Below are 25771 nucleotides of genomic sequence, written 5' to 3' on the forward strand. Positions count from 1 at the left end.
TCGTTTCTACCTCAGTTTCAGGGTGGCAAGGCCAACCAGCACAAGAATCACGGTGATGATCCAGAAACGGACAATCACACGCGGCTCAGGCCAGCCCTTGAGTTCAAAATGGTGATGAATCGGTGCCATACGAAACACGCGGCGGCCGGTCAACTTGAAGGACGCTACCTGGATCACTACCGACAGGGTTTCCATCACGAACACGCCGCCCATGATGAACAGGACGATTTCCTGGCGCACGATCACGGCAATGGTGCCCAGGGCCGCGCCCAGCGCCAGTGCGCCGACGTCGCCCATGAACACTTGCGCCGGGTAGGTGTTGAACCACAGGAATCCCAGGCCGGCGCCGATCAGCGCGCCGCAGAATACGATCAGCTCACCTGCGCCCGGTACATAAGGGATCAGCAGGTACTCCGCGAATTTCACGTTACCCGACAGGTAGCAGAAGATGCCCAGGGCGCCGCCCACCATGACCGTCGGCATGATCGCCAGGCCATCGAGGCCATCAGTCAGGTTGACCGCGTTGCTGGAGCCGACGATCACAAAGTAGGTCAGCACTACGAAGCCGACGCCCAACGGGATACTCACATCCTTGAGCATCGGAATCAGCAGGGTGGTTTCCACCGCACTTGGCGCAGTCATATAAAGGAAGATCGCCGCGCCCAGGCCGAATACCGATTGCCAGAAGTACTTCCAGCGGCTTGGCAGGCCCTTGGAGTTCTTCTCGATCACTTTGCGGTAGTCATCGACCCAGCCGATGGCACCGAAGAACAGGGTCACCAGCAACACCACCCACACGTAGCGGTTGGCCAGGTCGGCCCAGAGCAAGGTGCTGACACCGATGGACGACAGGATCAACGCCCCGCCCATGGTCGGCGTGCCAGACTTGGACAGATGCGACTGCGGGCCGTCATTGCGCACGGACTGGCCGATCTGCAGGTTTTGCAGAGTACGGATCATCCATGGCCCCAGAAACAGCGACAACGACAGCGCGGTCAGCACACCCAGGATCCCGCGCAGGGTCAGGTACTGAAAGACCGCGAAGCCTTTGTGGAACTGTTGCAGATACTCAGCCAGCAGCAGCAGCATTAATGTTTCTCCGTACTTGAGCCACACAAGGCCGCGACGACGTTTTCCATCACCGCGCTGCGCGATCCCTTGATCAAAATGGTTGTGTGTTTTTCTTGTTCGGCGCCGACCAGCGCCTGGATCAATTCAGCCTGGGTCGCGAAATGCCGGGCAGCGGAGCCAAACGCAGCTACGGCGTGGGCCATATTCGTGCCCACGGCATACAGTGCGTCGACCTTGCCGGCGGCATAGGCGCCGACTTCACGATGGCCTTGCTCGGCCCACTCGCCCAGCTCACCAATATCGCCAAGCACCAACACCTTGCGCCCGGTAAAACCTGTCAACAGGTCGACGGCGGCACAGATCGAGGACGGGTTGGCGTTGTAGGTATCGTCGATCACCCGGATGCCGCTGCTGGTCAACTGCGCAACAGTGCGGCCCTTGACCGGTTGCACGGCGCCAAGACCCGTGGCAATCCCGAACAGCGACACGCCCAGGGCATAAGCCGCAGCCGCTGCGGCCAGGGCATTGGCCACGTTATGGTTACCCAACAGATTCAGTTGGACGTGCTCGTCACCTTGCGGGCTGTGCAGGGTGAAGGCCGGGCAGCCACGGGCATCGACGGTGATGCGCGAGGCGTGGAAATCAGCGGCGGCGTTATGCACGGCAAAGGTCAGGACCTTGCGACCGGCGGCACGTACACGCCAGGTTTCGAAAGCCTTGTCGTCCAGGTTCAGTACCGCGGTGCCCGAAGCGTCGAGGCCTTCAAGGATTTCGCCCTTGGCTTCGACAATTTTCTCGGGGCCACCAAACTCGCCAACATGGGCGGTACCCGCGTTGTTGATAATGGCGACTTGCGGCCGGGTCATGGCCACGGTGTAGGCAATTTCGCCAATGCGCGACGCGCCCAACTCGATCACCGCCGCAGTGTGTTCCGGGGCCAGTTCGAGCAGGGTCAGCGGTGCGCCAAAATCGTTATTGAGGTTGCCACGGGTGGCCAGCACCGGCCCGCGCGTGCGCAAGATACCGGCGAGCAATTCCTTGACCGTGGTTTTGCCACTGGAACCGGTGATCGCAGCCACCGGGTTGGTAAACGCTGCGCGGTTAAGGGCCCCCAGCTGGCCAAGGGCCAGGCGCGTATCGGCCACCAGCAATTGCGGCAAGGTCGAATCAGCCACTTCGCGCTGCACCAGAGCGCCGACCGCGCCCTTGGCGGCCACTTCGTTCAGGTAGTCATGACCGTCGAAACGCGGTCCGGCCAGCGCAACAAACAATTGCCCCGGTTTGATCGCACGACTGTCGATGCTGACGCCGTCGAAACTGCAATCGCTCGACAGGACGCGGGCCGCCAGGGCCTGGGTCAGTTCGCTGAATGTCATGGCCTTAAGCATGGGCAACCTCCCATGCGGTCAAGGCGTGATCAGCCTCGACCAGATCGGAGAAGGCATGGCGCTCGCCGTTGATTTCCTGATAGTCCTCATGCCCTTTACCGGCCAGGACCACCACGTCGTCTGCGCTGGCGCTGGCGATCAATTGGGCAATGGCAGCACCGCGACCGGCAACAAAGGTCACCTGGGAGGCGTCTTTGAAGCCTGCACGAATATCATCGAAAATCTGGCTCGGCGCTTCGCTGCGCGGGTTGTCATCAGTCACCAGCACACCATCTGCCAGGCGTTCGACAATCTCGGCCATCAAGGGGCGCTTGCCGCGATCACGGTCACCGCCGCAGCCGAACATGCACAGCAACTTGCCCTTGGCGTGCGGGCGCAGGGCTTCGAGTACTTTTTCCAGGGCATCCGGGGTGTGGGCGTAATCGACCACCACCAGCGGTTGCGTCCCGCCCCCCAGGCGCTGCATGCGCCCGGCCGGGCCTTCGAGTTTGGGCAGTACGCGCAGGATTTCATCCAGGGCGTAATCCAGGCCCAGCAAAGCGCCGATGGCAGCAAGGACATTGCTCAGGTTGAAGCGGCCCAGCAAAGTGCTGCGCAAGTGATGCTCGCCCTGGGGCGTGACCAGCGTTGCAAGCACGCCTTCATCATTGAACTGGGCTTCGCGGCAATACAGGTAGGCGCTGGAGTCTTCCAGGCTGTAGCTGATCAGGCGCGATTCACTTTTTTCAGCGGCCAGTTGGCGACCGAATGCATCGTCCAGGTTGACCACCCGGCACTTGAGGTCATTCCAGCCGAACAGCTTGGCCTTGGCCGCAGCGTAGGCCTCCATGTTGCCGTGGTAGTCCAGGTGGTCGCGGGACAGGTTGGTCATCACCGCCACGTCGAAGGCCAGCGCGGTCACCCGGCCTTGATCCAGGCCATGGGACGAAACTTCCATGGCAACCGCCTTGGCGCCGGCCTTTTTCAGGTCGGCCAGGGTCGCTTGCACGGCAATCGGGTTCGGCGTGGTGTGCAGGCCGCTTTGCAGCGCGCCGTAGAAACCGGTGCCCAGGGTACCGACGATGCCGCAGTGCTGACCCAGCAGGTCCAGTGCCTGCGCCACCAACTGGGTAACGCTGGTCTTGCCATTGGTGCCGGTAACGCCAATCAGGTTGAGCTGGCGGCTCGGGTCGCCATAAAAGCGCCCGGCGATGTCCGACAGCTGTGCCGCCAGGCCCTTGACCGGGATCAGCGGCACATCGGTGATTGGCAGGACGGTGGCGCCTTCAACTTCATAGGCCACCGCTGCCGCACCGCGCTGCAAGGCGTCGGCAATGTGTGCACGACCATCGAGTTTGCCACCCGGCACGGCCAGGAACAGGTCGCCGGCACGTACATTGCGGCTGTCCAGGCTCAGTTCGCGAATCAACAGATCGCGGCCAGCGTGGGCGAAAATCTTGTTCAGGCTAAGAGACATCAGCCGCGCCCTCCATTGGCTTTTACCGCTGCGGCCGGTGGTCCGGCGTTGGCTTGTTGGGTCGGCGGCAGGTTGTCCGGCGTGATGTTCATCAAGCGCAGGGTGCCGGACATGACTTTGCTGAATACCGGTGCCGAGACCAGGCCGCCGTAGTAGCCGGCCTTGCTCGGCTCATCAATGACCACGACGATGGCATAGCGCGGATCGCTCATGGGACCGAAGCCTGCGAACAGCGAACGGTAGGAGTTTTCCGCGTACCCCTTAGTGCCCACCGAAGTCTTACGCGCGGTACCGGACTTGCCGGCCACGTGATAGGCCGGGACCTGTGCACGGAACACACCACGCGGCGCCTCGATCACCTGTTGCAGCATGGTCTGCATAGTCTTGGCGACGTTTTCCGGGATGACCTGTTCGGATTTCGGCGCTTCGTCCACGTGGATCAGGCTCAACGGCGTCATGCGGCCATTGTTGGCCAGCACGGAAAAAGCATGGGCCAACTGGATCGCCGTCACCGACAGGCCATAGCCGTAGGACAGGGTCGCAGTCTCGGCCTTGCGCCACTCACGGTAGTTGGGCAGGTTGCCGACGCGCTCGCCCGGGAAGTCCAGGCCGGTGGGCTGGCCCAGGCCGATCTTCTGCGCCAGGTGGTAGATGGTCTCGCCGCCGATATCAAAGGCGACTTTACTCATGCCCACGTTACTGGAATTGATCAGGATGCCGGTCAGGTCCAGCACCGGGCCTTCGCTGCGCGATACGTCGCGAATGGTGTATTTGCCCAACTGCAGGGTGCCTGGATACACCTCGACCTTGTCGGTCGGCTTCCAGCGCCCGCTTTCCAGGGCCGCACTCATGGAGATGGCTTTCATGGTCGAGCCCGGCTCGAACACGTCGATCATCGCGCGGTTGCGCATCATCGCCGGTTGCAGGTTGCGACGGTTGTTCGGGTTATAGGTCGGCTGGTTGACCATGGCCAGGATCTCGCCGGTCTTCACATCCATGATCACCAGGCTGCCGGCCTTGGCGCCGTTCTCGATGATCGCGTTGCGCAGCTCACGGTTGGCCAGGTATTGCAAACGCAGGTCAATCGACAACGCCAAGGGCTTACCGGCCTTGGCGTTTTTGGTGACTTGGACATCCTTGATCAGTCTGCCGCGCCGATCCTTGATGACCTGCCGCTTGCCGGGAACCCCGGCCAGCCACTCGTCGTAGGCAAGTTCCACCCCTTCGCGGCCATGATCATCAATGTCGGTGAAGCCGACCATGTGGGCAGTGGTTTCACCGGCCGGGTAGAAACGACGGAATTCCTCGATGCCATAGACACCGGGGATTTTCAGGTCGAGTACGCCTTGACCCTGCTCGGGGGTGAGGCCGCGAACCAGGTAGATGAATTCTTTATTGGCCTGGGCCTCAAGACGTTCCTTGAGGGCCTTGGGGTCCTGGCCGAGGGCGTGGGCCAGCTCGGTCCACTTGTCCTTGGCGACTTGCAGTTCCTTGGCGTTGGCCCACAGGGTGGTTACCGGGGTGCTGACAGCCAGGGGTTCGCCGTTACGGTCGGTGATCAGGCCGCGGTGCGCAGGAATCGGGATATGCCGCAGGCTGCGGGCATCGCCCTGGCCGATCAGGAAGTCGCGGTCCACCACCTGCAAGTCGACGATGCGCCAGACAATCGCGCCCACCATCAATGCGAGCAAGCCCAGCACGACGCGGAAGCGCCACGGGTAGAGTGCGCCTTCGAGTTTCATCATGGCGCCACCATGCGTACTTCTGCTGCGCCAGGAATGTGCATCTTCAGTTGCTCGGCAGCCAGCACTTCGATCCGGCTGTGGGCCGTCCAGGTGCTTTGCTCCAGAATCAGCCGACCCCATTCCGCCTGCGCCTTGTCGCGCACGCTCAATTCGCCGTACAGGCTATTGAGCAACTGACGGTTCCAGTGGGCGCTGTAGGACACCGCAATCGCGGACACCAGCACGCCGACATACAGCAGCATCATAAAGAAGCTGCCGCCCGGAAGGGGCTTGGCGAAAAGCTTGCTCACCGCAGCTTCTCCGCGACGCGCATGACGGCGCTACGGGAACGTGGGTTGGCCTTGAGTTCGGCTTCGGAAGCGAACTGCGCTTTGCCATGGATTTTGATTTTCGGCACAAAGGCTTCGAAACGTACCGGCAGGTTGCGCGGCAGGTTGTCGGTTTCGCCCTTGACCAGACGACGCATGAACAGTTTGACGATGCGGTCTTCCAGGGAGTGGAAACTGATCACCACCAGGCGACCACCCACTTCCAGGGACTCCAGGGCAGCCTCAAGGCCAGCCTCCAGGTCACCCAGTTCGTTGTTGACGTGAATGCGCAGGCCCTGGAAGGCACGGGTCGCCGGGTTTTTGCCCTTTTCCCACGCAGGGTTGGCGACTTTCAGCACTTCGGCCAGGTCGGCAGTGCGTTCGAACGGCTGGATTTCCCGGCGCTCGACCACGGCACGCGCCATGCGGCCGGCGAAACGCTCTTCGCCGTATTCCTTGAACACGCGGGTAATTTCTTCGTGGGGCGCACTGGCGATGAACTGCGCAGCACTGATGCCACGGCTCGGGTCCATGCGCATATCGAGCGGACCATCATTCATGAAACTGAAGCCGCGCTCAGGGTCGTCCAACTGCGGCGAAGACACGCCCAGGTCCAGCAAGACCCCGGCCACCTTGCCCGCCATGCCCCGCTCGGCGACTTCCGCGCCCAGCTCGGCAAAGCTGCGCTGCACAACGACAAAGCGGCCGTCTTCGGCCGCTAGCGCTTGCCCGGTGGCAATCGCCTGGGGATCCTTGTCGAACCCGAGGAGTTTGCCCTCCGGGCCAAGCTGGCTGAGGATCAAGCGACTGTGCCCGCCGCGCCCGAATGTGCCATCCAGATAGCAGCCATCAGGGCGCACGGCGAGAGCCTCGACGGCTTCGTCAAGCAGCACGGTGATGTGGTTAAAGCCGCTATCAATAGTCACAGGATCAAATCACGCAGTTCATCAGGCATGGCGCCCGGTTGTTGAATAGCAGCCAGGTCAGCTGCAGAAACAGCATCCCAGGCATCTTCGTCCCACAATTGGAACTTGTTCAGTTGGCCTACCAGCATCGCGCGCTTGTCGAGCTTGGCGTATTCGCGCAGACGCGGCGGAACCAGGAAACGACCACTGCCATCGAGTTCGAGGTCGACGGCATTACCAATCAGCAAGCGTTGCAGGCGACGGTTCTCTTCACGCAACGAAGGCAGAGCGCGCAACTTGGTTTCAATCAACTCCCACTCATCGAGCGGGTAAACACACAAACATGGATCAACGGCATCAATCGTGATGATTAACTGGCCTGAACTTCGCGAAATGAGCTCGTCACGATACCGGCTCGGCATGGCGAGACGGCCTTTTGCATCGAGACTGATAGCGTTAGCTCCGCGAAACACAGATGCGTTTCTCCAAATATTAGCGTTTTACGTTCAAAAAACCCACTTTGTGCCACTTTCCGCCACTTGCGCACACTATAGGAATGCGCCCACCACACCGTCAAGGCGCGGATTAAAGGAAAAGCCTTACAGAACGGAGATTTAGGAGCGTAAAAGGAGGAGAAACGAGAGTTCAGCGATGTTTTTGACTCGATAATCCCAAGCAGCTCAAAGAGCTAGAGCTTGAAGTTAAAGTAATTTATTAAGAGTAAGATTTTTTCGGTATTACGAAGACGCATCTGCCAATGATTTGGCAGGGAGGGATTCTTGCGTTACTACCTGGTTTCTGCCCGAGACTCGTGCAGAAGGAAAAAGGTGGAGAGTCGATCTATAAGCCGGGTTCTGTCTTGAACAGTCATTCGTCTACGATGGCCATCACTGGACATCTTTAGCAACCTACCCGGTTCCAGCGCGGGCCACGCCTTGGAACCCTATTTGGTCTTGCTCCAAGTGGGGTTTACCTAGCCACGAACTGTTGCCAGTCGTGCGGTGCGCTCTTACCGCACCTTTTCACCCTTACCGGCACCGAAGTGCTTAGGCGGTTATTTTCTGTGGCACTTTCCGTAGGCTCACGCCCCCCAGGCATTACCTGGCACTTCGCCCTATGGAGCCCGGACTTTCCTCCCCCCCCTAATTTTCATAGAGGGCAGCGACTGTCCAATCGACTCTCCGCCGCGAAGGTTAACGGCACGGCGGCCTTAGAACAAGTATTAAAAGACAGCATTGCCATCATGTGCCGACGTCGTGCACGTTAAACCCGGAACTATTCGCTCTTTTGCTTATCAAGCGCAGCCTGATACAACACGTTCTTGCGCACCCCGGTTATTTCCGCCGCCAGGGCCGCCGCACGCTTGAGCGGCATTTCCTTGAGCAACAGATCCAGCACGCGCATGGCTTCGCTGCCCACGACATCTTCACTTTCCGGCGCACTCCAGCCTGCGACCAGCACCACACACTCGCCGCGCTGCTGATTGCTGTCACCTTCGACAAAGGCGCGCAGCTCTTCCAGCGGCAAGCCCTTGAGGGTTTCAAAAGTCTTGGTCAACTCCCGCGCCAGCAGGGCCAGGCGCTCGCCACCAAAGACCAGCTCCATGTCCTGCAGGCACTCAAGGATGCGGTGCGGTGCTTCGTAGAAGATCAGGGTGCGCGGCTCTTCTTTTAACAACTCCAGGCGCGCGCGACGCCCCACGGCCTTGGCAGGCAGGAAGCCTTCGAAGATAAAGCGGTCAGACGGCAAGCCCGCCGCCGACAAAGCCGCAATCAACGCGCACGCCCCGGGAACAGGGACTACATTGATACCAGCGGCACGAGCCTGACGCACGAGATGGTAGCCAGGGTCGGAGATCAGTGGAGTACCGGCATCGGAAATCAACGCCACGTCGTCCCCCGCCAAGAGGCGGGTAATAAAGCGGCTGCCCTCGTCACGCTCGTTATGTTCATGGCAAGCCGCCAAGGGCGTGGTAATACCAAAGTGCTGCATCAGGCGCAGCGAGTGCCGAGTGTCTTCCGCCGCAATCAACTTGGCTTCGCGCAACACCTTCAGCGCCCGAGCGCTGATGTCGTCCAGGTTGCCAATCGGCGTCGCCACCACAAAAAGCGAGCCAGCAGTGGAATTCAAAGGACCTGGAGCAGTCAAAGCGCACACCTCGAAGATTGGCAAAAGCCATATTGTAGCGCGTAGACGTCAAGAAAATGCGCCAACGGGGTAGCGTCCATCGGGTCTGTTTGCGGCGGTTACTGACGCTCTGCAACATTTAAACGATCTAAATAGACGGTTTCACGCCAGTAACATCGCGCCCCGGCCAGTGCTTGGGTACAATTCCACGCTAATTTGATCGGTATCAGGAACACTTACATGATCGCTTGCCTGCGGCTGTTCTCTGCCCTTTGCCTGGCTGCCCTGTTGGCGGCTTGCGCAAGCTCGCCCTCGTCAAGCCTTGGCGAACTCCCACGGACCCCGGATGCCACGATCGAGCAACTGCTCGAACAGGCGACTTCGGCCAAGACTCCGGAAAAAGCTGCACTGCTGCGCCTGAGCGCAGCTGACATGGCCTTCCACCAGAACAATCCCGGCCGCTCGGCGCAGATTCTCGCGCAAGTGCCACTGGACAGCCTCAAGCCGGCGGCCCAGGTCTTTGCCAGCACCCTGACTGCAGAGCTGGCCATGACCCGCAACCAGCCCAAGGCGGCGCTGACGGCGTTGAGCCATCCGAGCCTGCAAAACCTCAAGGGGTTGCCGCCGGAGCAACAGGTCCGCACCGGCACCGTACACGCCCGCGCCTATGAAGCCGACGGCCAGACCCTGGCCGCAGCCCGCGAACGCGTGGACATCGCCCCGCTGCTGACGGGAGATGCCGCCGCCAGCAACCACGAGGCCATCTGGAGCCTGATTGCTGCTGTGCCTGGTGAACAATTGCAGGCCAGCGGCAACCCGACACTCGATGGCTGGATCAGCCTGGCCCAGGCCGTCAAGAACGCCGGTACCCTGGAGCAGCAACAAGCCGCCATCGACACCTGGCGTGCGCAGAACCCTGCGCACCCGGCGGCGGTGCAACTGCCCCTGCCGCTGACCAAGCTCAAGGAGCTGGCAAGCCAGCCACTGAACAAAATCGCCCTGCTGTTGCCGCAGCAAGGCCCGTTGACCAACGTGGCCAAGGCTTTGCGCGAAGGCTTCATGGCCGCGCACTACCAGGCGCAACAGGCCGGGCAGAAACCACCGACCATCGAGTTCTATGACAGCTCACGGGTCAGCTCCCTCGATGAGTTCTACAAAAAGGCCCAGGCTGACGGCGTGCAACTGGTGATCGGCCCGCTGGAAAAACCGCTGGTCAAGCAACTCAGCACCCGTGCGCAGTTGCCCATCACCACCCTGGCCCTGAACTACAGCGAAGGCGATCAAGCACCTGCACAACTGTTCCAGTTCGGCCTGGCAGCCGAGGACGAAGCCCGCGAAGTATCACGTCGTGCCCGCGCCGATGGCCTGCACCGCGCTGCGGCCATGGTGCCGAAAGGCGAATGGGGCGACCGCGTACTCAAGGCCTTCCGCCAGGACTGGGAAGCCAATGGCGGCACCCTGATCGGTGTCGAGCATGTCGACCAGCCCGTCGCCCTGGCCCAGCAGATCGCCGACCTGTTCAAGCTGCGCCAGAGCGAAGGCCGCGCCAAGAGCCTGCAAAGCACGGTCGGCGCTGACGTCGCCGCACAGCCATCGCGCCGCCAGGACATCGAGTTCATCTTCCTCGCCGTGACGCCACAGCAGGCCCAGCAGATCAAGCCAACGCTGAACTTCCAGTACGCGGGCGATGTGCCGGTGTATGCCACCTCCCACGTGTACAGCGCCAGCGGCGACAAGAACCAGTACAACGACATGAACGCCATCATGTTCTGCGAGACGCCGTGGCTGCTCAACACCACCGACCCACTGCGCAACCAGGTCACCGCACAATGGCCACAAGCCAATGGCAGCCTGGGCCGCCTGTACGCGATGGGTGTTGATGCCTACCGCCTGGCACCGCGCCTGGGCCAGCTCAAGGCGCTGCCGGATACCCGCATCGATGGCCTTTCCGGCAACCTGGGGATGAGCCAAAGCCAACGGATCGAGCGCCAACTGCCGTGGGCCAAGTTTGTCAGTGGCCAGGTCGAACGCCTGCCCGATACCCCGCGCTGATGCCCCTACGCTCCAGCGCACAAAGCGGCAAGGATGCCGAACAACAAGCACTTGAACACCTGCAACAACAGGGTCTGCGCCTGCTGGCGCAGAACTGGTTGTGTAAACGCGGCGAGCTTGATCTGGTCATGCTTGACGGCGATACAGTAGTATTTGTCGAAGTCCGCTACAGAAAATACGCACAATGGGGTGGCGCACTCGCCAGTATCGACGAGCGCAAACGCCAAAAGCTGATACTCGCCGCGCAGTTTTTCCTGCTCAGTGAACGTCGCTGGGCTGACTCCCCCTGCCGTTTCGATGTGGTTGCCATGGAAAGCACGCCCCACGGAACCACTGATCTGAACTGGCTGCGCAACGCCTTCGACGGCTGAGCACCACCGGGACGGATCGGACATCTTCACCGCACACTTTTGCTCTTTGCTTTGCGGGCTGCACATTCGTGTGCCATACAGCCGCGCTACTTAAGGTCACACAGATGGACATGCAATCCCGAATTCGCCAGCTTTTCCAGGCCAGTATCGATACCAAGCAACAGGCGATGGACGTACTTGCACCGCACATCGAGCAAGCCAGCCAGGTCATGGTCAACGCCCTGCTCAACGAAGGCAAAATGCTTTCGTGTGGCAACGGTGGTTCGGCCGGCGACGCCCAGCACTTTTCCTCCGAGCTGCTCAACCGCTTTGAGCGCGAGCGGCCGAGCCTGCCGGCCATCGCCTTGACCACCGATTCGTCGACGATCACCTCGATCGCCAACGACTACAGCTACAACGAAATCTTTTCCAAACAAATCCGTGCCCTCGGCCAACCGGGCGATGTGCTGCTGGCTATTTCCACCAGCGGCAACTCGGCGAACATTATTCAAGCGATCCAGGCCGCACATGATCGCGAAATGATTGTCGTAGCATTGACCGGCCGCGACGGTGGCGGCATGGCCTCGCTGCTGCTGCCCGAAGACGTGGAGATCCGCGTCCCGGCCAATGTCACTGCACGTATTCAGGAAGTCCATCTGCTGACGATCCACTGCCTGTGCGATCTGATCGACAGCCAACTGTTCGGGAGTGAAGAATGACCGTTAACCGCCTCAGCCTTTTGGCCATCACGCTGTGCCTCGGTATCAGCGGCTGCACCTCGGCCATCACCGCGACCCGCGACACACCGATCCAGGACGACCGGGGCACGCGCACCTTTGGTAGCAAGATCGATGACTCGCTGATCGAAACCAAGGTCGGCGTCAACGTCGCCAAGGCCGCACCCGACCTGGGCAACGGCGCATCGCGTATCGTCGTGACCAGCTTCAACGGCATCGTGCTGCTCGCCGGGCAAACCCCGCGCGCCGACCTCAAGACCCAGGCCGAACAAGCCGCCGCAACTGTGCAACGGGTCAAGAAGGTCCACAACGAATTGCAGGTCACGCAGCCGATCACGCTGCTGGCAATCAGCAACGATGCGGTGCTGACCACCAAGATCAAGGCGCAGATGTTGACCGACAGCGCGATTCCCGGCTCTCGGATCAAAGTCGTGACTGATAACGGTATCGTCTACCTGATGGGACTGTTGACTCAACAGGAAGCCACTCGCGCAACCAACCTGGTGCAGGGTGTGTCCGGCGTACAGAAAATCGTCAAGCTGTTCGAATACATCGACTGATGTAATCACCAGCCACAAAAAAGGGTGCCGCGCATTGACTGCACGGCGCCCTTTTTAATGGCTGGCGGTTACTGGTACTGCTGGTATGGATTGCCCTGGAACTGGTTGTTCTGCTGCTGTTGCTGCTGTGCAGGCTGACCATATTGCTGACCAGGGATCGGGCCGAGGTTGACCTCGACGCGACGGTTCTGTGCGCGGCCGTTGACGTCGGCGTTGCTGGCAATCGGGTTATCCGGGCCGGCACCGCGGGTGGTCAGGTTGGTCGGACTCACACCTTGGGATGTCAGGTAATTGGCCACGCTTTGCGCACGACGCTGGGACAGGTCCATGTTGAGCTGGCGACTGCCGGTGCTGTCGGTGTAGCCGACAATCTGAATGGTGTTCTGGTTGAACTGCTTGAGCGAGTTGGCCAAGTTATTCAGCGGGGAGTAGAAGCTGCTGGCAATTGCATCGGAGTTGGTCGCGAAGGTGATGTTACCCGGCATGATCAACTTGATCTGGTCACCCTGGCGCTGCACCTCGACACCGGTATTAGCCATGCTTTCACGCAATTTCTTTTCCTGCTGGTCGGCGTAATAGCCATAACCTGCGGCACCGATACCGGCCACCGCTGCGCCGATCAGCGCGCCCTTGCCACGATTATCATGGCCAATGGCCGCACCAGCCAACGCGCCAGCCAGCGCGCCGAGGCCGCCGTACTTGGCGGTTTTGCTCATGCCTTGTGAACCGCTGTCCGCCTGCCCCTGGCTGCCATCGTAAGGGTTAGGGGAAGCACAGCCCGACAACAGGGCTACCGCTGTAGCAACAACAAGCAGACGACGCGAAGTGAACATGAAGGAAGCTCCTACTTTTGCATTCTGTGATGCAGAGGACATTGGCAATGGACCTGTGCCGAGTTTGGAACGCGACAAACGACAAAAATTCCATGCCCGGCCTCTGCCCTGTAACAAAAGATGGAGACCGGTGCGCTTACCTGAACACTAGCAGAGCCTCGCCATATCAGGCCCTGACAAACGGATTTTCGCGCATTTCATCCCCCAGTCGCGTATCCGGACCATGCCCCGTCACCACGGTCGCGTCCTCATCCAGGGTATACAGGCGCTGCTGGATCGAGCGAACGATGGTCGCCTGGTCGCCGCCCCACAAATCCGTACGCCCTACCCCGCGCCGGAACAAGGTATCCCCGGCGATCAGCAGCTTGGCATCGGCAAACCAGAAACTCATGGAGCCCGGTGTATGCCCGGGTGTGTGCAAGGCCACCCCGCAGCCACACGCCAACTCTTCATCATCGGCCAGCCAGCGATCCGGCGACGGCACCGGCGTGTAGGGCACGCCGAACATCTGGCATTGCATCTCCAGGTTATCCCACAGGAACTGATCTTCCTTGTGCAGGTGCAGCGTGGCACCGGTCTTCTCCTTCAATTGGCCGGAAGCCAGGAAGTGATCCAGATGCGCATGGGTATGAATGATGCTCACCACCTTCAAGCCCAGCGCGTCGAGCCGCGCCAGGATCAATTCATGGTTGCCACCCGGATCGACCACGATGGCCTTCTTGCTGATCGGGTCGCCGATGATCGTGCAGTTGCACTGCAAAGGGCCGACAGGAAATGTCTCGCGAATGAGTTGGAGCTTTGCAGCGTGCATAAGAGGTCCGTCCTAACTATTAGCCCGAGCGGCGTGCAGCTTTTTATAGCTGTCGATCAACCGCAGGTGTCGGTCCAGGCCTTCGAGCTTCATGCTGGTCGGCGTCAAGCCATGGAACCGCACGCGGCCATCCACCGAACCGATGGCGGCATCCATGCGCTCATTGCCAAACATGCGACGCAAGTTAGCCTCGTAGTCTTCCAATTCCAGGTCCTCGTCCAGTTGCATCTCCAGCACCGCATTCACCGCCTGGTAGAACAGGCCGCGTTCGACGGTGTTGTCGTTGTACTGCAGGAACATCTCCACCGCCTCTTTCGCCTCTTCAAACTGCTGCAAGGCGAGATAGATCAGCAGCTTCAACTCCAGGATGGTCAACTGCCCCCATGCGGTGTTGTCGTCGAACTCGATACCGATCAGGGTGGTGATATCGGTGTAGTCATCCAGTTCGCTTTCCACCAGGCGCTCGACCAGCGCTTGCAGGCCGTCCTCATCCAGGCTGTGCAGGTTGAGGATATCGGCGCGGAAGAACAACGCCTTGTTGGTGTTATCCCAGATCAGGTCGTCAACCGGATAGATTTCCGAATAGTCCGGCACCAGGATGCGGCAGGCCTTGGCGCCGATATGTTCGTAGACCGCCATGTAGACCTGCTTGCCCATGCCTTCGAGAATGCCGAACAAGGTCGCGGCTTCCTCGGCGTTGGAGTCTTCGCCCTGGCCGGAGAAGTCCCATTCCACGAATTCGTAATCGGACTTGGCACTGAAGAAGCGCCACGACACCACGCCACTGGAGTCGATGAAGTGTTCGACAAAGTTATTCGGTTCAGTCACCGCATGGCCTTCAAAGGTCGGCTGCGGCAAGTCGTTCAGGCCTTCGAAACTGCGGCCTTGGAGCAGCTCGGTCAAGCTGCGCTCCAGCGCCACTTCCAGGCTTGGGTGGGCACCGAACGAGGCAAACACACCACCGGTGCGCGGGCTCATCAGGGTCACGCACATTACCGGGAATTCACCGCCCAGGGAGGCGTCCTTGACCAGCACCGGAAACCCCTGTTCTTCCAGGGCCTGGATACCGGCGAGGATGCCTGGGTATTTGGCCAGCACGTGGGCCGGTACATCCGGCAGGGCAAATTCGCCTTCGATGATTTCGCGTTTCACCGCGCGCTCGAAGATCTCCGACAGGCACTGCACCTGGGCTTCCGCCAGGGTGTTACCGGCACTCATGCCGTTGCTCAGGTACAGGTTTTCGATCAGGTTTGAGGGGAAATACACCACCTCGCCATCCGACTGGCGCACAAACGGAAGCGAAACAATGCCGCGCTCTTCATTGCCAGAGTTGGTGTCGATCAGGTGCGAACCACGCAATTCGCCATCACGGTTGTAGATCTTCAGGCAGTACTCGTCGAGGATCTCAGTCGGCAGCGCATCTTTGCGGCCCGGCTTGAACCAGCGCTCGTCCGGATAATGCACAAACGCCGCGTTGGCGATGTCTTCGCCCCAGAACTGGTCGTTGTAGAAGAAGTTGCAGTTCAGGCGTTCGATAAACTCGCCCAGGGCCGACGCCAGTGCGCCTTCCTTGGTCGCGCCCTTGCCGTTGGTAAAGCACATCGGCGAATGGGCATCGCGGATATGCAGCGACCAGACATTGGGCACGATATTGCGCCACGAGGCGATCTCAATCTTCATGCCCAGGCCCGCGAGAATCGCCGACATGTTGGCGATGGTCTGCTCCAGCGGCAGGTCCTTGCCCGCGATATAAGTGCCCGCGTCCGAAGCAGAAGCCGGCATCAGCAACGCCTGGGCATCGGCGTCGAGGTTTTCCACCTCTTCGATGACAAACTCAGGCCCGGCCTGTACGACCTTCTTGACCGTACAGCGGTCGATGGAGCGCAGGATGCCTTGGCGATCCTTGTCGGAAATATCCGCAGGCAACTCGACCTGGATCTTGAAGATCTGGTTGTAGCGGTTTTCCGGGTCGACAATGTTGTTCTGTGACAGACGGATATTATCCGTGGGGATGTTGCGCGTGCTGCAATACAACTTCACAAAGTAAGCCGCACACAACGCCGACGAAGCCAGGAAGTAGTCGAACGGACCAGGGGCCGAGCCATCGCCCTTGTAGCGAATCGGCTGGTCGGCCACCACGGTGAAGTCATCGAACTTGGCTTCAAGCCGGAGGTTGTCGAGAAAATTGACCTTGATTTCCATGCGGGATTACCAGAATAGCGGAGCAAACGAATTGGCCGCCATTATCCGGCTTTTGCGGCGCAAGTCTCCCCCTTACCCCAACAACCCCATCTCCTGCGCCCGCGCGACCGCCTGGGTGCGGCGCTCGACCCCCAGTTTGCTGTTGATATGACTGGCGTGGGTCTTGACGGTGTGCAGCGAGATAAACAGCTGGTTGCTGATTTCCTGGTTGGAGCAGCCTTGGGCGATCAACTGCAGCACCGCCAACTCACGGGCGCTCAAGGTTTCGCTGGAGTGGCTGGTTTCGACCGGCTCGCGCGGGGCAACCGCCGGCAGCAGGGCCCACAGGCTTTGCCGCAGCAAGTCACTCGGCGCCTGGCCCAGTTGCTCGCGCACCCAGTCGGGATAACGCTCCAACAGGCGCTGGAAGGGTTGCAACGCGCCGCCGCTCGCCATTTGCCGGGCCCGGGCAAAAACCGGCCGGGCTGACGCTGCCTGACCGTCATCCAGCAACAACAGGACGTGTTGGTTCAGGGCCATCACCGCGATCATCTGCTGGCCCTTGTCTTCAGCCTGCCGGGCGAGCGCATCGAGCCGACGCAGGGCGCTTTCGGACTGACCACGAATGGCCTCCAGGGCCGCCTGTTGCAGTTCGATATGTTGCGGCAGATGTGGGTGAAACTCCGGGGCGGCCGCTGCCTGCTCGCCGTTATAGGTTTGCCCCAGGCGGGCCAGCCAGGCATCGGCCAGGTCGGTACGCCCCTGGGCCAGCCACAACTCGCATTTGATCAGGGTAATCATGGCCAGGTAGTAGATCGGCGGCACGTCCCAGATGTGCATCAGCCGCTCGGCTTCGGCCAGCTCGGCAAAAGCCTTGGGAAAGTCGCCACGGCGCCCTTCAAAGTTGGCAATGACACAGTGCCCGATCAACACGCTGATATCTCGGCAGGCACGGGCTTCAGCCAACCCCGTACGCAAACGCAACAGGCCGGTTTCCGGCTGGCAACGCATCAGCAGCAGGAACCCTTCATACAATGACAGGCGTGCGCGCACCGCATACAGGCGTTGAGGCCCCAGGCCCTGCAAGCGTTGCAGGCCCTCGTGCACCTCATCCAGGGAACGCAGGATTTCCCCGCGCGCCTGCAGCACGCGCGCCCGGTCGTAATGGGCCAGGGCCTCGAACAGCGGGTTGCCAACACGTTGCGCCAGCTCCAGGGATTCACGATTCAAGCCACGCGCGCGCCAAAGGTCGGCATCGACGATGGCCAGGTTCGACAAGGTCGACAGGCACATCAAGCGCTGGCCGTAACGCTTGTGCGGCAGGCTTTCCAGGGCTTCGCTGCAATACAGCTGGGTCAACTCGCGATTGCCGCGGCCACGGGCAATGATGCCGCTGAGGGCCAGCCACTGGGCCAGCATCGACTTCTGCGCCGTGGCCGACGGTGCCGGCAGGAAGCGACTGAGGTGGCTGGACAACTCCTCTGCTGCGTCCAACTGACAGGCCAGCCCCAACGCCCAGCTATAAAGCACGATCAAGCGTGGCGTGCTGATCAACAGGCTATCGGGCAGGTCCATCTTCCAGCGCAGGAGCATGCCGACGTTCTGCTCGGCCAACAATTGCTCTTCGGACAGGTTCTGCACCAGGTTCGCCGCCACATCCAGATGCCCCGCGCGCAGGGCCTGCTCCACCGCCTCATCAAGCAAACCCTGGGCATTGAACCAGCGACAGGCGCGCAAGTGCAGGCTGGCGGCCGGCAGCATCGCGTTCGGTGAACGCCGGGTGCGCAGCAAATCGGAAAACAGGTGGTGATAGCGATACCAGTGGCCCTGCTCGTCCAGCGGCACCAGGAATACTTGGTGGGCTTGCAAGTAGCGCAGGATTTCCGCGCTGTCATGGGCCTCACGCACGGCGTCGCACAGCTCGCTGCAAAAACGCTCCTGGGAAGCGGTGTCATAGAGGAAGGCCTGGACCTCTGGCGGCAGGCAGTCGATCACCTCTTCCAGCAGATAGTCACGGATCAGCCCTTCCCCACCATGCAGGCCTTGGGGCAGGTCGGCCTCGCTGCCGGCTTCGGAGGCCGCCAACAACCAAAAACGCAGGCCGGCCACCCAGCCTTCGCTACGGCGGATCAGGTTGTCCAGCGCTTCACCGCGCAACGAGCTGCTATGGCGGTCGAGCAAGGCCAAGGATTCATCGTTGGTCAGGCGCAGGTCCTGCTCATGCAACTCCAGCAAATGCCGCGATAGGCGCAGCCGCGCCAAATGCCAGTCGGGACGCTGGCGGCTGGTGACCAGCACCAACAGGCCATCGGGCAGATGATTGAGAAAAAATTGCAGGCAGCGATCCAGCACCGGACCCTGGGCCAGATGGTAGTCATCCAGCACCAGTAACAACGGCGTGCGTGTAGACAGATGGACAGTCAATTCATCGAGCAAGCCATCGAGCCATTCTTCAAAGGCAAATGGCTGATGGCGCTGGCGCATTTTCAACAAGCCCAGGGCCTGGTTGCCGACCTGCGGGAAGTACTGCTGCAAACCCTCCAGCAAACGCTCAAGGAAGCGCCCCGGATCACTGTCCCGCGAACTGAGGCCCAACCACAGGCTTTGCCAGTGGTCAGGCAGGCTTTGGCAGAACTCCACCGCCAGCGAACTCTTGCCAAACCCGGCCGGCGCGCTGACCAACAGCAAACGGCCCTCCAGGCCCGCGCTCATACGCTCACACAGGCGCGGGCGCAGCACATAGCCGTCGGGTAGCGGGGGTCGATAGAAGCGCCCTTCCAGCGTGGGGATTACCGTGCTGGCAGGCCCTTGGATTCGGGACAGATCAGTCATCGCCGGGCTCTTGTAATAGGCTGTGGTCGGCATTGCAGATGTCGGCAGACTAGCGTTAAAAGCGGCAGCTTTGTAGATCTTTGCAACATTTGTCTGAAAAAGACTACAACAAAAAATAACCAACCATTTTCCGGGTAGCCGAAAACAAATGTGGGAGCGGGCTTGCTCGCGATAGCAGTGTGTCAGTCACTGGTGAATTGACTGAACCACCGCTATCGCGAGCAAGCCCGCTCCCACACAAGCCCGCCCCCACAGGTGCGGACTTGTTTACCGCTGGTTAGCGCACGCCTTCCTGGCGCAGGGCCGCTGGCGTGAAGTCTTTGGTGGTGGCGGTGAAGCCGAAGTCATAGGCCTTTTTCTCTTCGTTCTTCATGCCCAGTGCCAGGTAGCGGCCGGACTGCAGGTCGTAGAGGGTTTCCAGGGCGTACCACGGCACTTGCTTGTCGTAGTAGTTCTCGCCATGGGCTTCAGCCACACGCCACAGCTGGCCACGACCGTCGTAGTGGTCGATCACGGCTGCTTGCCAGGTGTCTTCGTCGATATAGAAGTCACGCTTGGCGTAGATATGGCGCTGGCCTTCCTTCAGGGTCGCGACCACGTGCCAGACGCGGCGCAGTTCATAGCGTGCCAGGTCCTGGTTGATGTGGCCGGCCTTGATGATGTCGGCGTACTTGAGCTTCGGATCGTCGAGCTTGTAGCTGTTGGACGCGATGTAGATTTCCTTCTTGCCTTCCAGCTTCCAGTCGTAGCGATCCGGCGCGCCGTTGTACATGTCGAGGTTATCGGAGGTACGCAGGCCATCGGCAGCAGTACCCGGCCCGTCATAGGACACTTGCGGCGCCCGACGCACACGGCGCTGACCGGCGTTGTAGACCCACGCCGCGCGCGGTTCCTTCACCTGGTCCAGGGTCTCGTGTACCAGCAGCACACCACCGGCCAGGCGCGCCGGTGCAGTCACTTGCTGCTTGAAGTAGAACAGGATGTTGCCCGGATTGGCCGGATCGTAGTCCTTCATCTTGTCGCGGAACACGAACTGATCCTGGAAGTACACCAGGCTGTACGAGCCGTTGGCCTGTGGCGTGGCCTGGGTCACCAGGCGCGTCACGCTGCCACCACGATAACGGGTGATGTGGTTCCAGATCACCTCGACCCCACTTTTCGGGATCGGGAACGGAATCGCGGTCTCGAAGTTTTCCAGGCCGTTACCGCCACCTACCAGGTTGGTGCTGGTGGCGTTTTTCTTGATGGAGGCGAACACTTCGGCCGGCACAGTGGCGCCGCGATGGGTGGTGTACACCGGCATCTTGAAGGTTTCAGGGTAGCGCTTGAACATCGCGTACTGCCCCGGCGCCAACTTGTCTTTGTACTGCTCGACGTTCTGCGCGGTGATGGTGAACTGCGGCTGCTCGCTGGCATAGGGGTTGGCCAGGAAGCCCTTGGCATCCACGGCGCCCGCGTTGGTTGGCAGGGCTTTCCAGGCGGGGATGGTGCCGGCAGCGTTGCCGGCCATTTCCGCGCCCATCGGGGTCAGCGTGGTTCCCAGCTTGGCGGCTTCATCCGCCGAGACGGCCGCCATGACGCTGCTGGCCATGATCGACAGTCCCAGCACACCCACGTGCAACAGACTTTTGGTTATTTTCATGTTCTGGTCTTCCTGAAATGCAGTGTGCTTAGAAGTTCGCGCCGAAACTCAGGGCCACGAAATCGCGGTCAACCGAGGTGTTGTAGTCGCCACCAAAGAAGTTGGTGTAGGCCAGGCTCGCGGTGTAGGTGTTCTGGTATTCCGCGTCCAGCCCCAGGCTCACCGCTTTGCGACCTTCTTCGAAGTTGCCGCCAGGACCTGGCGAGTAACCGCTCACGTCATGGGACCAGGCCACACTAGGCTTGAGGTTTACACCGGCGAACACATCCGGGTATTCCCAGATAGCGCGGCCACGGTAGCCCCAGGATGTGGAGGTGGTGAAGCCGTCGTTGTTGCAGTTTTTGGACAGATTACTGGCGTCTGTTCCCGGACCCGCGCCACCGATGGTGCCCGTGTTCAAGATTTGCGAACAGGTATTCGCAGAGCCGGTATTAGGCAGTGCGCCTGGACCATAAACCGGGTCACGGCCATAACGAATCTTCGATGAGCTCTCAAGCCCGCCCACGTGAGTCACCCCGACTTCACCCACCACGGTCAGACGACTGGCGCCCATCACCTGATCGAAGAAATGGGTCAGTGTGGTCTGGAACTGGGTGATTTCCTTACGGCGATAACCATGCATGTCCTGCCCAGGAACGCCATTGAGCAGCGATGCATTATCGTAAAGGCCCTTCAAAGGCTTAACGGCGGAGTACAAGATATCGGTGGTATTGAGCTGTACCGGAGCATTCGGGCGATAGCTGACTTCACCGCTCCATGCGGTGCCGGTAGGTAACGTCGTGGAGAAGCTCAAGCCATACAGACGAATGTCTTCCGGGTACTCGATGAAGTACTTGGAATTACCCGCAATGAACACTGGCGCCAACTGACCAAAGTTAGGTGCCATTGCATAAGCTGAGGCTGGCGCAGCCGTCGCGCTGAAGATCGGCGCCCGGCTGTGGTAGTTCATGAAATAAGCGCCGAACTCGGTATCCAGCGGCTCGAAGTTGTAGTGCATCGCCGCGCCGAATTGGCCGCTGTCGCGTGCATCCCGGTCGGGGCCACGGCGAACCAGTGTGCCCTCATTGTTAATGTCCATGCCCATGCGATCAAATACCGCCAATGCACCACGACCTGGGGCCGTTGCAGCAATGGTCGAACGCTTGGCCAGCAGGCGCAGGTTGTCGCTGCAGCCATCGGACACCACATCCGGCTGGGAGAAGAACGTCCCGCAGTTGTCGGTAACCGTCTGGTCCCATTCCAACTGGTAGAAGGCTTCTGCCGACAGGTTATCGGTCAAGGATTGAGACACGTAGAACATGTTGACCGGAATCAGGCCTTCCTTGATTTCGGCGCCCGGACGACGGAACGCAGACACGTCGATCGGGTTGACGGAGTTGATACCACCGCCAATGAACGTACTTTCACCCCAGCTCACAACCTGCTTACCGAACCGCACCGAACCCGGCGCATCGGCAATGGAGTAGTTGTGGTAGATGAACGCATCGAGGATCTGCCCGCCAGAAGACTTGGCGCCCTCTTTGCGGTTGTGGTCGCTGATGTCCTTGAACTCGCGGCTTTCATCCTTGAGTTCAAAGTCATACCAATACTTGCCACGTACAAACACACCGGTATCGCCGTACTTCAGTTCCAGGTCATGGATACCCTTGAAGATCTTCGAGAACGTTTCCCCACGCTTGAAGTTCAAGTGACCGTCGTCAGAGGTCTGAGACAACCCCTTGCCACCGTTGTTGACACCAATCAGGTCGCGATCGGGCTTGGCCGTACTCCAGCTGGCCCCCACCGACAGGGACGAGTCGAAGCTGCCTTCGACCTCACCGATGTTGAAACTGACGCCGAATGCGGGCCCGGCGAGGGTCGAGGCAAGACTGACCGCCAGGGGTAATCTCGCCCGGCGCCAGAACTGATTTACTGAGGTCATCGACGCTACTCCATGTGCATTTTATTGTTATGGCAGTGAGCCTTTTCAAACATGCTTGTAACAGCCGGAATACAACGATTCCAATGCCAGACAACCGCCGGACCACCCAGGACCGCAGCGCCACATTCTTGAAAAACTCTGGGAGGGACTATAGCCAGCAGGGGGTATCGCTTGATCCCTCTAAAGTGTGATTTGCATCACCAACCCGTCTGCAACAGCCCTTTCGCCATGTCAGCGAGAGCTGACGCGAAAGAGGATGGCTGAAATTTGCCAAATGACAAGGCGAAGGCTTGTAATAGAGCATTGCCGTGCCCGGGCGGGCACGGCGAAAGGGGTCAAAGCGTGGAGAGGAAGGTGCTGTTATTGGCCTGCCATTCAATGATGTCGATACGGATACGTTTCTTGTCGAGTTTGCCGACACTGGTCTTGGGAATTTCCGTAACAATGGCAATCTGACTTGGAATCGCCCACTTGCTCAGGTGGCCCTGCTCGACATACGGCTTGAGGTGTTCCTTGAGTTCACGCGCGCCAATCCCGTGGCCCTCGCGCACCACCAACAGGGCAAACGGGCGCTCGCCCCACTGCGGGTCGGCAATCCCGACCACCGCTACTTCGCGTACCGCCGGGTGACGGCTGACCAGGTCTTCGAGGGCCAGGGACGAGATCCACTCACCGCCGGTCTTGATCACATCCTTGATGCGGTCGCGAATATCGATCACGCCGAAGGCATCCAGGGTGGCCACGTCGCCGGTGTGCATCCAACCGCCTTCCCAGAGTTCGGCGCCCTTCTGCGGTTCGTTGAAATAACCCTCGCTGAGCCACGGTGCGCGTAGCACCAGTTCGCCCTGGGACTCGCCATCGGCCGGGAGGAAGTTGCCGTCAGCGTCGACAATCGCAGCTTCCACCAACGGCCCGGGCACACCGGCCTTGATCCGGTAGGTGGTGCGCTCGTCTTCGCTGCCGGCCAGCAGTTCTTCATTGAGGTGGGCACAGGACACCAGCGGCCCGGTCTCGGACATGCCGTAGGCTGCCGTCAATTGGATACCACGGGCCTTGGCCGCTTCATACAGCGAACGGTTGAGGGCGCTGCCGCCGATCACGATCTTCCAGCCGCCAAAGTCCACGCCCTGGGCGGCCTTGGCGTTAAGCAGCATCTGCAGGATGGTCGGCACACAGTGGGAGAACGTCACCTTCTCCTTGCGCCACAGCTCCACCAGGTATTCCGGGTCGTAACGGCCGGGATAGACCTGCTTCAGGCCGAGCATGGTCGCCACATACGGCAAGCCCCAGGCGTGCACGTGAAACATCGGCGTGATCGGCATGTACACATCGTTGGTGCCGAGCAGGCGCACGCTGTCGATGCTGCCCATGATGGTCGCCACGCCGATGGTGTGCAGCACCAGTTGACGGTGGGTGAAATACACACCCTTGGGGTTACCGGTGGTGCCGGTGGTGTAGAAGGTAGTGGCTACCGAATGCTCATCGAAGTCCTCGAAGGTGTACTGAGTACTGGCGGCGGCCAACAGGGTTTCGTACTCACCCACCAGGTTCGGCAGGTCAGCGGTTTTTTCGTCGCCATCGGTCAACAGCAGGGTCTTGTCGACCGTGGTCAACTGCCCGGCAATGGCCTGGTACAGGCCGACGAACTCGCTGTTGACCAGCACAAAGCGGTCCTCGGCGTGATTCATCGTGTAGAGGATCTGCTCCGGCGACAGGCGCACGTTGATGGTGTGGATCACCGCGCCAATCATCGGGATGGCGAACATGCACTCCAGGTAACGGTGGCTATCCCAGTCCATCACGGCCACGGTATCACCGGCCTTGACCCCGGCTGCGGTCAGCACATTGGCCAGGCGGGCAACGCGCTCGATCAGGGTTGGGTAGGTGTAGCGCAGCTTGTCGCGGTAGACGATTTCCCGGGTTTTCTCGTAGCGGGCGCCCGACATCAACAGGCGCTTGATCAACAGCGGGTATTGGTAGGCGCCTTCGGCGGGCGGGATAACACGAGTCTGCAACATACGAATCCCTTTTTATGACTGCACGGTCTTGGCTAAAGGATTTGCACTGTAGAGACCTTGCGCGCCTGCCAAATCAGCCGAAGGAATGATTTGCAGCGCACAATGAATGCTAGCTTTGCGCCAGCATTCATTCACGAATGGCGTGCCTAGCGCTCGGTGAGAGCCACTTTCACACCGATGGCAATCAGCACCGCGCCCATGCTCCGATCAAACCAATGGCCCATGCGCGCAAAGCCGGCGCGCACGCGCTGTTGGCTGAACAGCATGGCCACCATGCAAAACCACAGGGCGGTGGCCACGGCCAGGTACACGCCATAACCCGCCTGGATCGCCAGCGGCGTGTGGGGGTTGATCACCACGGTGAACAGCGACAGGAAGAACAGCGTGGCCTTGGGGTTCAAGCCATTGGTCACAAAGCCCGAGGTAAAAGCGCCGCGGGCACTGCGCTCGCCCACTTCGCGGTGCAGGTCTTCTTCACTGGCAGGCTTGGCCGGTTGCGCACGCAGGGCCTTGAAGCCGATGTACAACAGGTAGGCCGCGGCCGCCCATTTCAGGGCGTTGAACAGCACGATGGACTGGGACACGATCAAGCCGATACCGAGCAACGAGTAGCCGACGTGGAGGAAAATCGCCGAACCAACGCCCAGTGCTGTCCAGGTGCCTGCGCGCCGGCCATGGGTCACGCTCTCGCGGACCACCACGGCAAAGTCCGGCCCGGGACTGGCCACGGCCAGCAGGTGAATCAACGCCACGGTCAAAAACTCGGTGAGGTACATGCACACTCCAAGAAGTAACTGATTATTTCATCTGGTAGGCTCGGCAGATTACGCCTTC

At 60.4% G+C, this 25771-nt stretch carries 20 protein-coding genes and 1 other RNA gene; 4 read left to right on the forward strand and 17 right to left on the reverse strand.

Translation table 11 applies throughout. From position 1 onward, the window contains the following. Positions 1 to 6 precede the first annotated feature (6 nt). The 9 genes from mraY to rsmI form a co-directional block, all read right to left on the reverse strand. Entirely contained in the window at positions 7 to 1089 is a 1083-nt protein-coding gene (mraY, locus tag H097_RS12100) for a phospho-N-acetylmuramoyl-pentapeptide-transferase (RefSeq protein WP_032860042.1), read from the reverse strand. Next, positions 1089 to 2459, reverse strand: a complete 1371-nt coding sequence (gene murF, locus H097_RS12105; RefSeq protein ID WP_032860043.1) for a UDP-N-acetylmuramoyl-tripeptide--D-alanyl-D-alanine ligase — start codon at positions 2457 to 2459, stop codon at positions 1089 to 1091. Before murF ends, mraY begins: the two co-directional genes overlap by 1 nt. Next, entirely contained in the window at positions 2452 to 3915 is a 1464-nt protein-coding gene (locus H097_RS12110) for a UDP-N-acetylmuramoyl-L-alanyl-D-glutamate--2,6-diaminopimelate ligase (protein WP_032860044.1), read from the reverse strand. Before H097_RS12110 ends, murF begins: the two co-directional genes overlap by 8 nt. Continuing rightward, positions 3915 to 5657, reverse strand: coding sequence for a penicillin-binding protein 2 (locus H097_RS12115; RefSeq protein WP_167360833.1), 1743 nt, complete (start codon positions 5655 to 5657; stop codon positions 3915 to 3917). The genes H097_RS12110 and H097_RS12115 overlap by 1 nt, the downstream gene beginning before the upstream one ends. Then, positions 5657 to 5950, reverse strand: coding sequence for a cell division protein FtsL (ftsL, locus tag H097_RS12120; RefSeq protein ID WP_029297818.1), 294 nt, complete (start codon positions 5948 to 5950; stop codon positions 5657 to 5659). Before ftsL ends, H097_RS12115 begins: the two co-directional genes overlap by 1 nt. Continuing rightward, complete coding sequence (gene rsmH / locus H097_RS12125; protein WP_154842214.1) at positions 5947 to 6888, reverse strand: 16S rRNA (cytosine(1402)-N(4))-methyltransferase RsmH; 942 nt, start codon at positions 6886 to 6888, stop codon at positions 5947 to 5949. Before rsmH ends, ftsL begins: the two co-directional genes overlap by 4 nt. A 2-nt stretch (positions 6889 to 6890) precedes the next feature. Beyond that, positions 6891 to 7346 carry a division/cell wall cluster transcriptional repressor MraZ gene (gene mraZ, locus H097_RS12130; protein ID WP_003171868.1) on the reverse strand — a complete coding sequence of 152 codons (456 nt, stop codon included), beginning with the start codon at positions 7344 to 7346 and terminating at the stop codon, positions 6891 to 6893. Positions 7347 to 7700: 354 nt separating this feature from the next. Continuing rightward, positions 7701 to 8054: RNase P RNA component class A (gene rnpB / locus H097_RS12725), an RNA gene on the reverse strand. A 94-nt stretch (positions 8055 to 8148) separates the two neighbouring features. After that, a complete protein-coding gene (gene rsmI / locus H097_RS12135; RefSeq protein WP_032860047.1) occupies positions 8149 to 9021 on the reverse strand; it encodes a 16S rRNA (cytidine(1402)-2'-O)-methyltransferase in 873 nt (290 codons plus the stop codon). 219 nt (positions 9022 to 9240) lie between these two features. Between rsmI and H097_RS12140 the strand changes: the two genes are divergently transcribed. The 4 genes from H097_RS12140 to H097_RS12155 all read left to right on the forward strand — a co-directional run bounded on the left by H097_RS12140 (position 9241) and on the right by H097_RS12155 (position 12699). Then, positions 9241 to 11052: a penicillin-binding protein activator gene (locus tag H097_RS12140; RefSeq protein ID WP_032860048.1), complete on the forward strand. Its 1812-nt coding sequence runs from the start codon at positions 9241 to 9243 to the stop codon at positions 11050 to 11052. Then, positions 11052 to 11423 (forward strand): YraN family protein, encoded by a 372-nt coding sequence (locus H097_RS12145; protein ID WP_032860049.1) that lies wholly within the window; start codon positions 11052 to 11054, stop codon positions 11421 to 11423. Before H097_RS12140 ends, H097_RS12145 begins: the two co-directional genes overlap by 1 nt. A 104-nt stretch (positions 11424 to 11527) precedes the next feature. Then, positions 11528 to 12121 carry a phosphoheptose isomerase gene (locus tag H097_RS12150; protein WP_003171862.1) on the forward strand — a complete coding sequence of 198 codons (594 nt, stop codon included), beginning with the start codon at positions 11528 to 11530 and terminating at the stop codon, positions 12119 to 12121. Further along, entirely contained in the window at positions 12118 to 12699 is a 582-nt protein-coding gene (locus tag H097_RS12155) for a BON domain-containing protein (RefSeq protein ID WP_032860050.1), read from the forward strand. The genes H097_RS12150 and H097_RS12155 overlap by 4 nt, the downstream gene beginning before the upstream one ends. 68 nt (positions 12700 to 12767) lie before the next feature. Here H097_RS12155 and H097_RS12160 read toward each other — a convergent pair whose 3' ends face one another. The 8 genes from H097_RS12160 to H097_RS12195 form a co-directional block, all read right to left on the reverse strand. Further along, positions 12768 to 13532: an OmpA family lipoprotein gene (locus tag H097_RS12160; protein ID WP_032860051.1), complete on the reverse strand. Its 765-nt coding sequence runs from the start codon at positions 13530 to 13532 to the stop codon at positions 12768 to 12770. 166 nt (positions 13533 to 13698) lie between these two features. Then, positions 13699 to 14343, reverse strand: coding sequence for an MBL fold metallo-hydrolase (locus H097_RS12165; protein WP_032860052.1), 645 nt, complete (start codon positions 14341 to 14343; stop codon positions 13699 to 13701). Positions 14344 to 14355: 12 nt separating this feature from the next. Continuing rightward, on the reverse strand, positions 14356 to 16545 hold the full coding sequence (locus H097_RS12170; protein WP_032860053.1) for an OsmC domain/YcaO domain-containing protein: 2190 nt from the start codon (positions 16543 to 16545) through the stop codon (positions 14356 to 14358). A gap of 72 nt (positions 16546 to 16617) precedes the next feature. Beyond that, a complete protein-coding gene (locus H097_RS12175; protein WP_032860054.1) occupies positions 16618 to 19356 on the reverse strand; it encodes a LuxR C-terminal-related transcriptional regulator in 2739 nt (912 codons plus the stop codon). A gap of 277 nt (positions 19357 to 19633) precedes the next feature. Next, positions 19634 to 20998: a DUF1329 domain-containing protein gene (locus H097_RS12180; protein ID WP_029297800.1), complete on the reverse strand. Its 1365-nt coding sequence runs from the start codon at positions 20996 to 20998 to the stop codon at positions 19634 to 19636. 28 nt (positions 20999 to 21026) lie between these two features. Beyond that, positions 21027 to 22919: a DUF1302 domain-containing protein gene (locus tag H097_RS12185; RefSeq protein WP_032860055.1), complete on the reverse strand. Its 1893-nt coding sequence runs from the start codon at positions 22917 to 22919 to the stop codon at positions 21027 to 21029. 335 nt (positions 22920 to 23254) lie between these two features. Then, positions 23255 to 24937, reverse strand: coding sequence for a fatty acid--CoA ligase (locus tag H097_RS12190; protein ID WP_032860056.1), 1683 nt, complete (start codon positions 24935 to 24937; stop codon positions 23255 to 23257). A gap of 146 nt (positions 24938 to 25083) precedes the next feature. Further along, a complete protein-coding gene (locus tag H097_RS12195) occupies positions 25084 to 25713 on the reverse strand; it encodes a LysE family transporter (RefSeq protein ID WP_032860057.1) in 630 nt (209 codons plus the stop codon). Between the last annotated feature and the right edge of the window lie 58 nt (positions 25714 to 25771).

Origin of the sequence: Pseudomonas sp. FH4 (genome assembly GCF_000510915.2) — a bacterium.
Taxonomy (GTDB): domain Bacteria; phylum Pseudomonadota; class Gammaproteobacteria; order Pseudomonadales; family Pseudomonadaceae; genus Aquipseudomonas; species Aquipseudomonas brenneri.

Bases quoted from the DNA above. Each gene is read 5' to 3' on its own strand.
- mraY (WP_032860042.1), bottom strand. From the start codon at position 1,089: ATGCTGCTGCTGCTGGCTGAGTATCTGCAACAGTTCCACAAAGGCTTC.
- murF (WP_032860043.1), bottom strand. From the start codon at position 2,459: ATGCTTAAGGCCATGACATTCAGCGAACTGACCCAGGCCCTGGCGGCC.
- H097_RS12110 (WP_032860044.1), bottom strand. From the start codon at position 3,915: ATGTCTCTTAGCCTGAACAAGATTTTCGCCCACGCTGGCCGCGATCTG.
- H097_RS12115 (WP_167360833.1), bottom strand. From the start codon at position 5,657: ATGAAACTCGAAGGCGCACTCTACCCGTGGCGCTTCCGCGTCGTGCTG.
- H097_RS12140 (WP_032860048.1), top strand. From the start codon at position 9,241: ATGATCGCTTGCCTGCGGCTGTTCTCTGCCCTTTGCCTGGCTGCCCTG.
- H097_RS12145 (WP_032860049.1), top strand. From the start codon at position 11,052: ATGCCCCTACGCTCCAGCGCACAAAGCGGCAAGGATGCCGAACAACAA.
- H097_RS12150 (WP_003171862.1), top strand. From the start codon at position 11,528: ATGGACATGCAATCCCGAATTCGCCAGCTTTTCCAGGCCAGTATCGAT.
- H097_RS12155 (WP_032860050.1), top strand. From the start codon at position 12,118: ATGACCGTTAACCGCCTCAGCCTTTTGGCCATCACGCTGTGCCTCGGT.
- H097_RS12160 (WP_032860051.1), bottom strand. From the start codon at position 13,532: ATGTTCACTTCGCGTCGTCTGCTTGTTGTTGCTACAGCGGTAGCCCTG.
- H097_RS12165 (WP_032860052.1), bottom strand. From the start codon at position 14,343: ATGCACGCTGCAAAGCTCCAACTCATTCGCGAGACATTTCCTGTCGGC.
- H097_RS12170 (WP_032860053.1), bottom strand. From the start codon at position 16,545: ATGGAAATCAAGGTCAATTTTCTCGACAACCTCCGGCTTGAAGCCAAG.
- H097_RS12175 (WP_032860054.1), bottom strand. From the start codon at position 19,356: ATGACTGATCTGTCCCGAATCCAAGGGCCTGCCAGCACGGTAATCCCC.
- H097_RS12180 (WP_029297800.1), bottom strand. From the start codon at position 20,998: ATGAAAATAACCAAAAGTCTGTTGCACGTGGGTGTGCTGGGACTGTCG.
- H097_RS12185 (WP_032860055.1), bottom strand. From the start codon at position 22,919: ATGACCTCAGTAAATCAGTTCTGGCGCCGGGCGAGATTACCCCTGGCG.
- H097_RS12190 (WP_032860056.1), bottom strand. From the start codon at position 24,937: ATGTTGCAGACTCGTGTTATCCCGCCCGCCGAAGGCGCCTACCAATAC.
- H097_RS12195 (WP_032860057.1), bottom strand. From the start codon at position 25,713: ATGTACCTCACCGAGTTTTTGACCGTGGCGTTGATTCACCTGCTGGCC.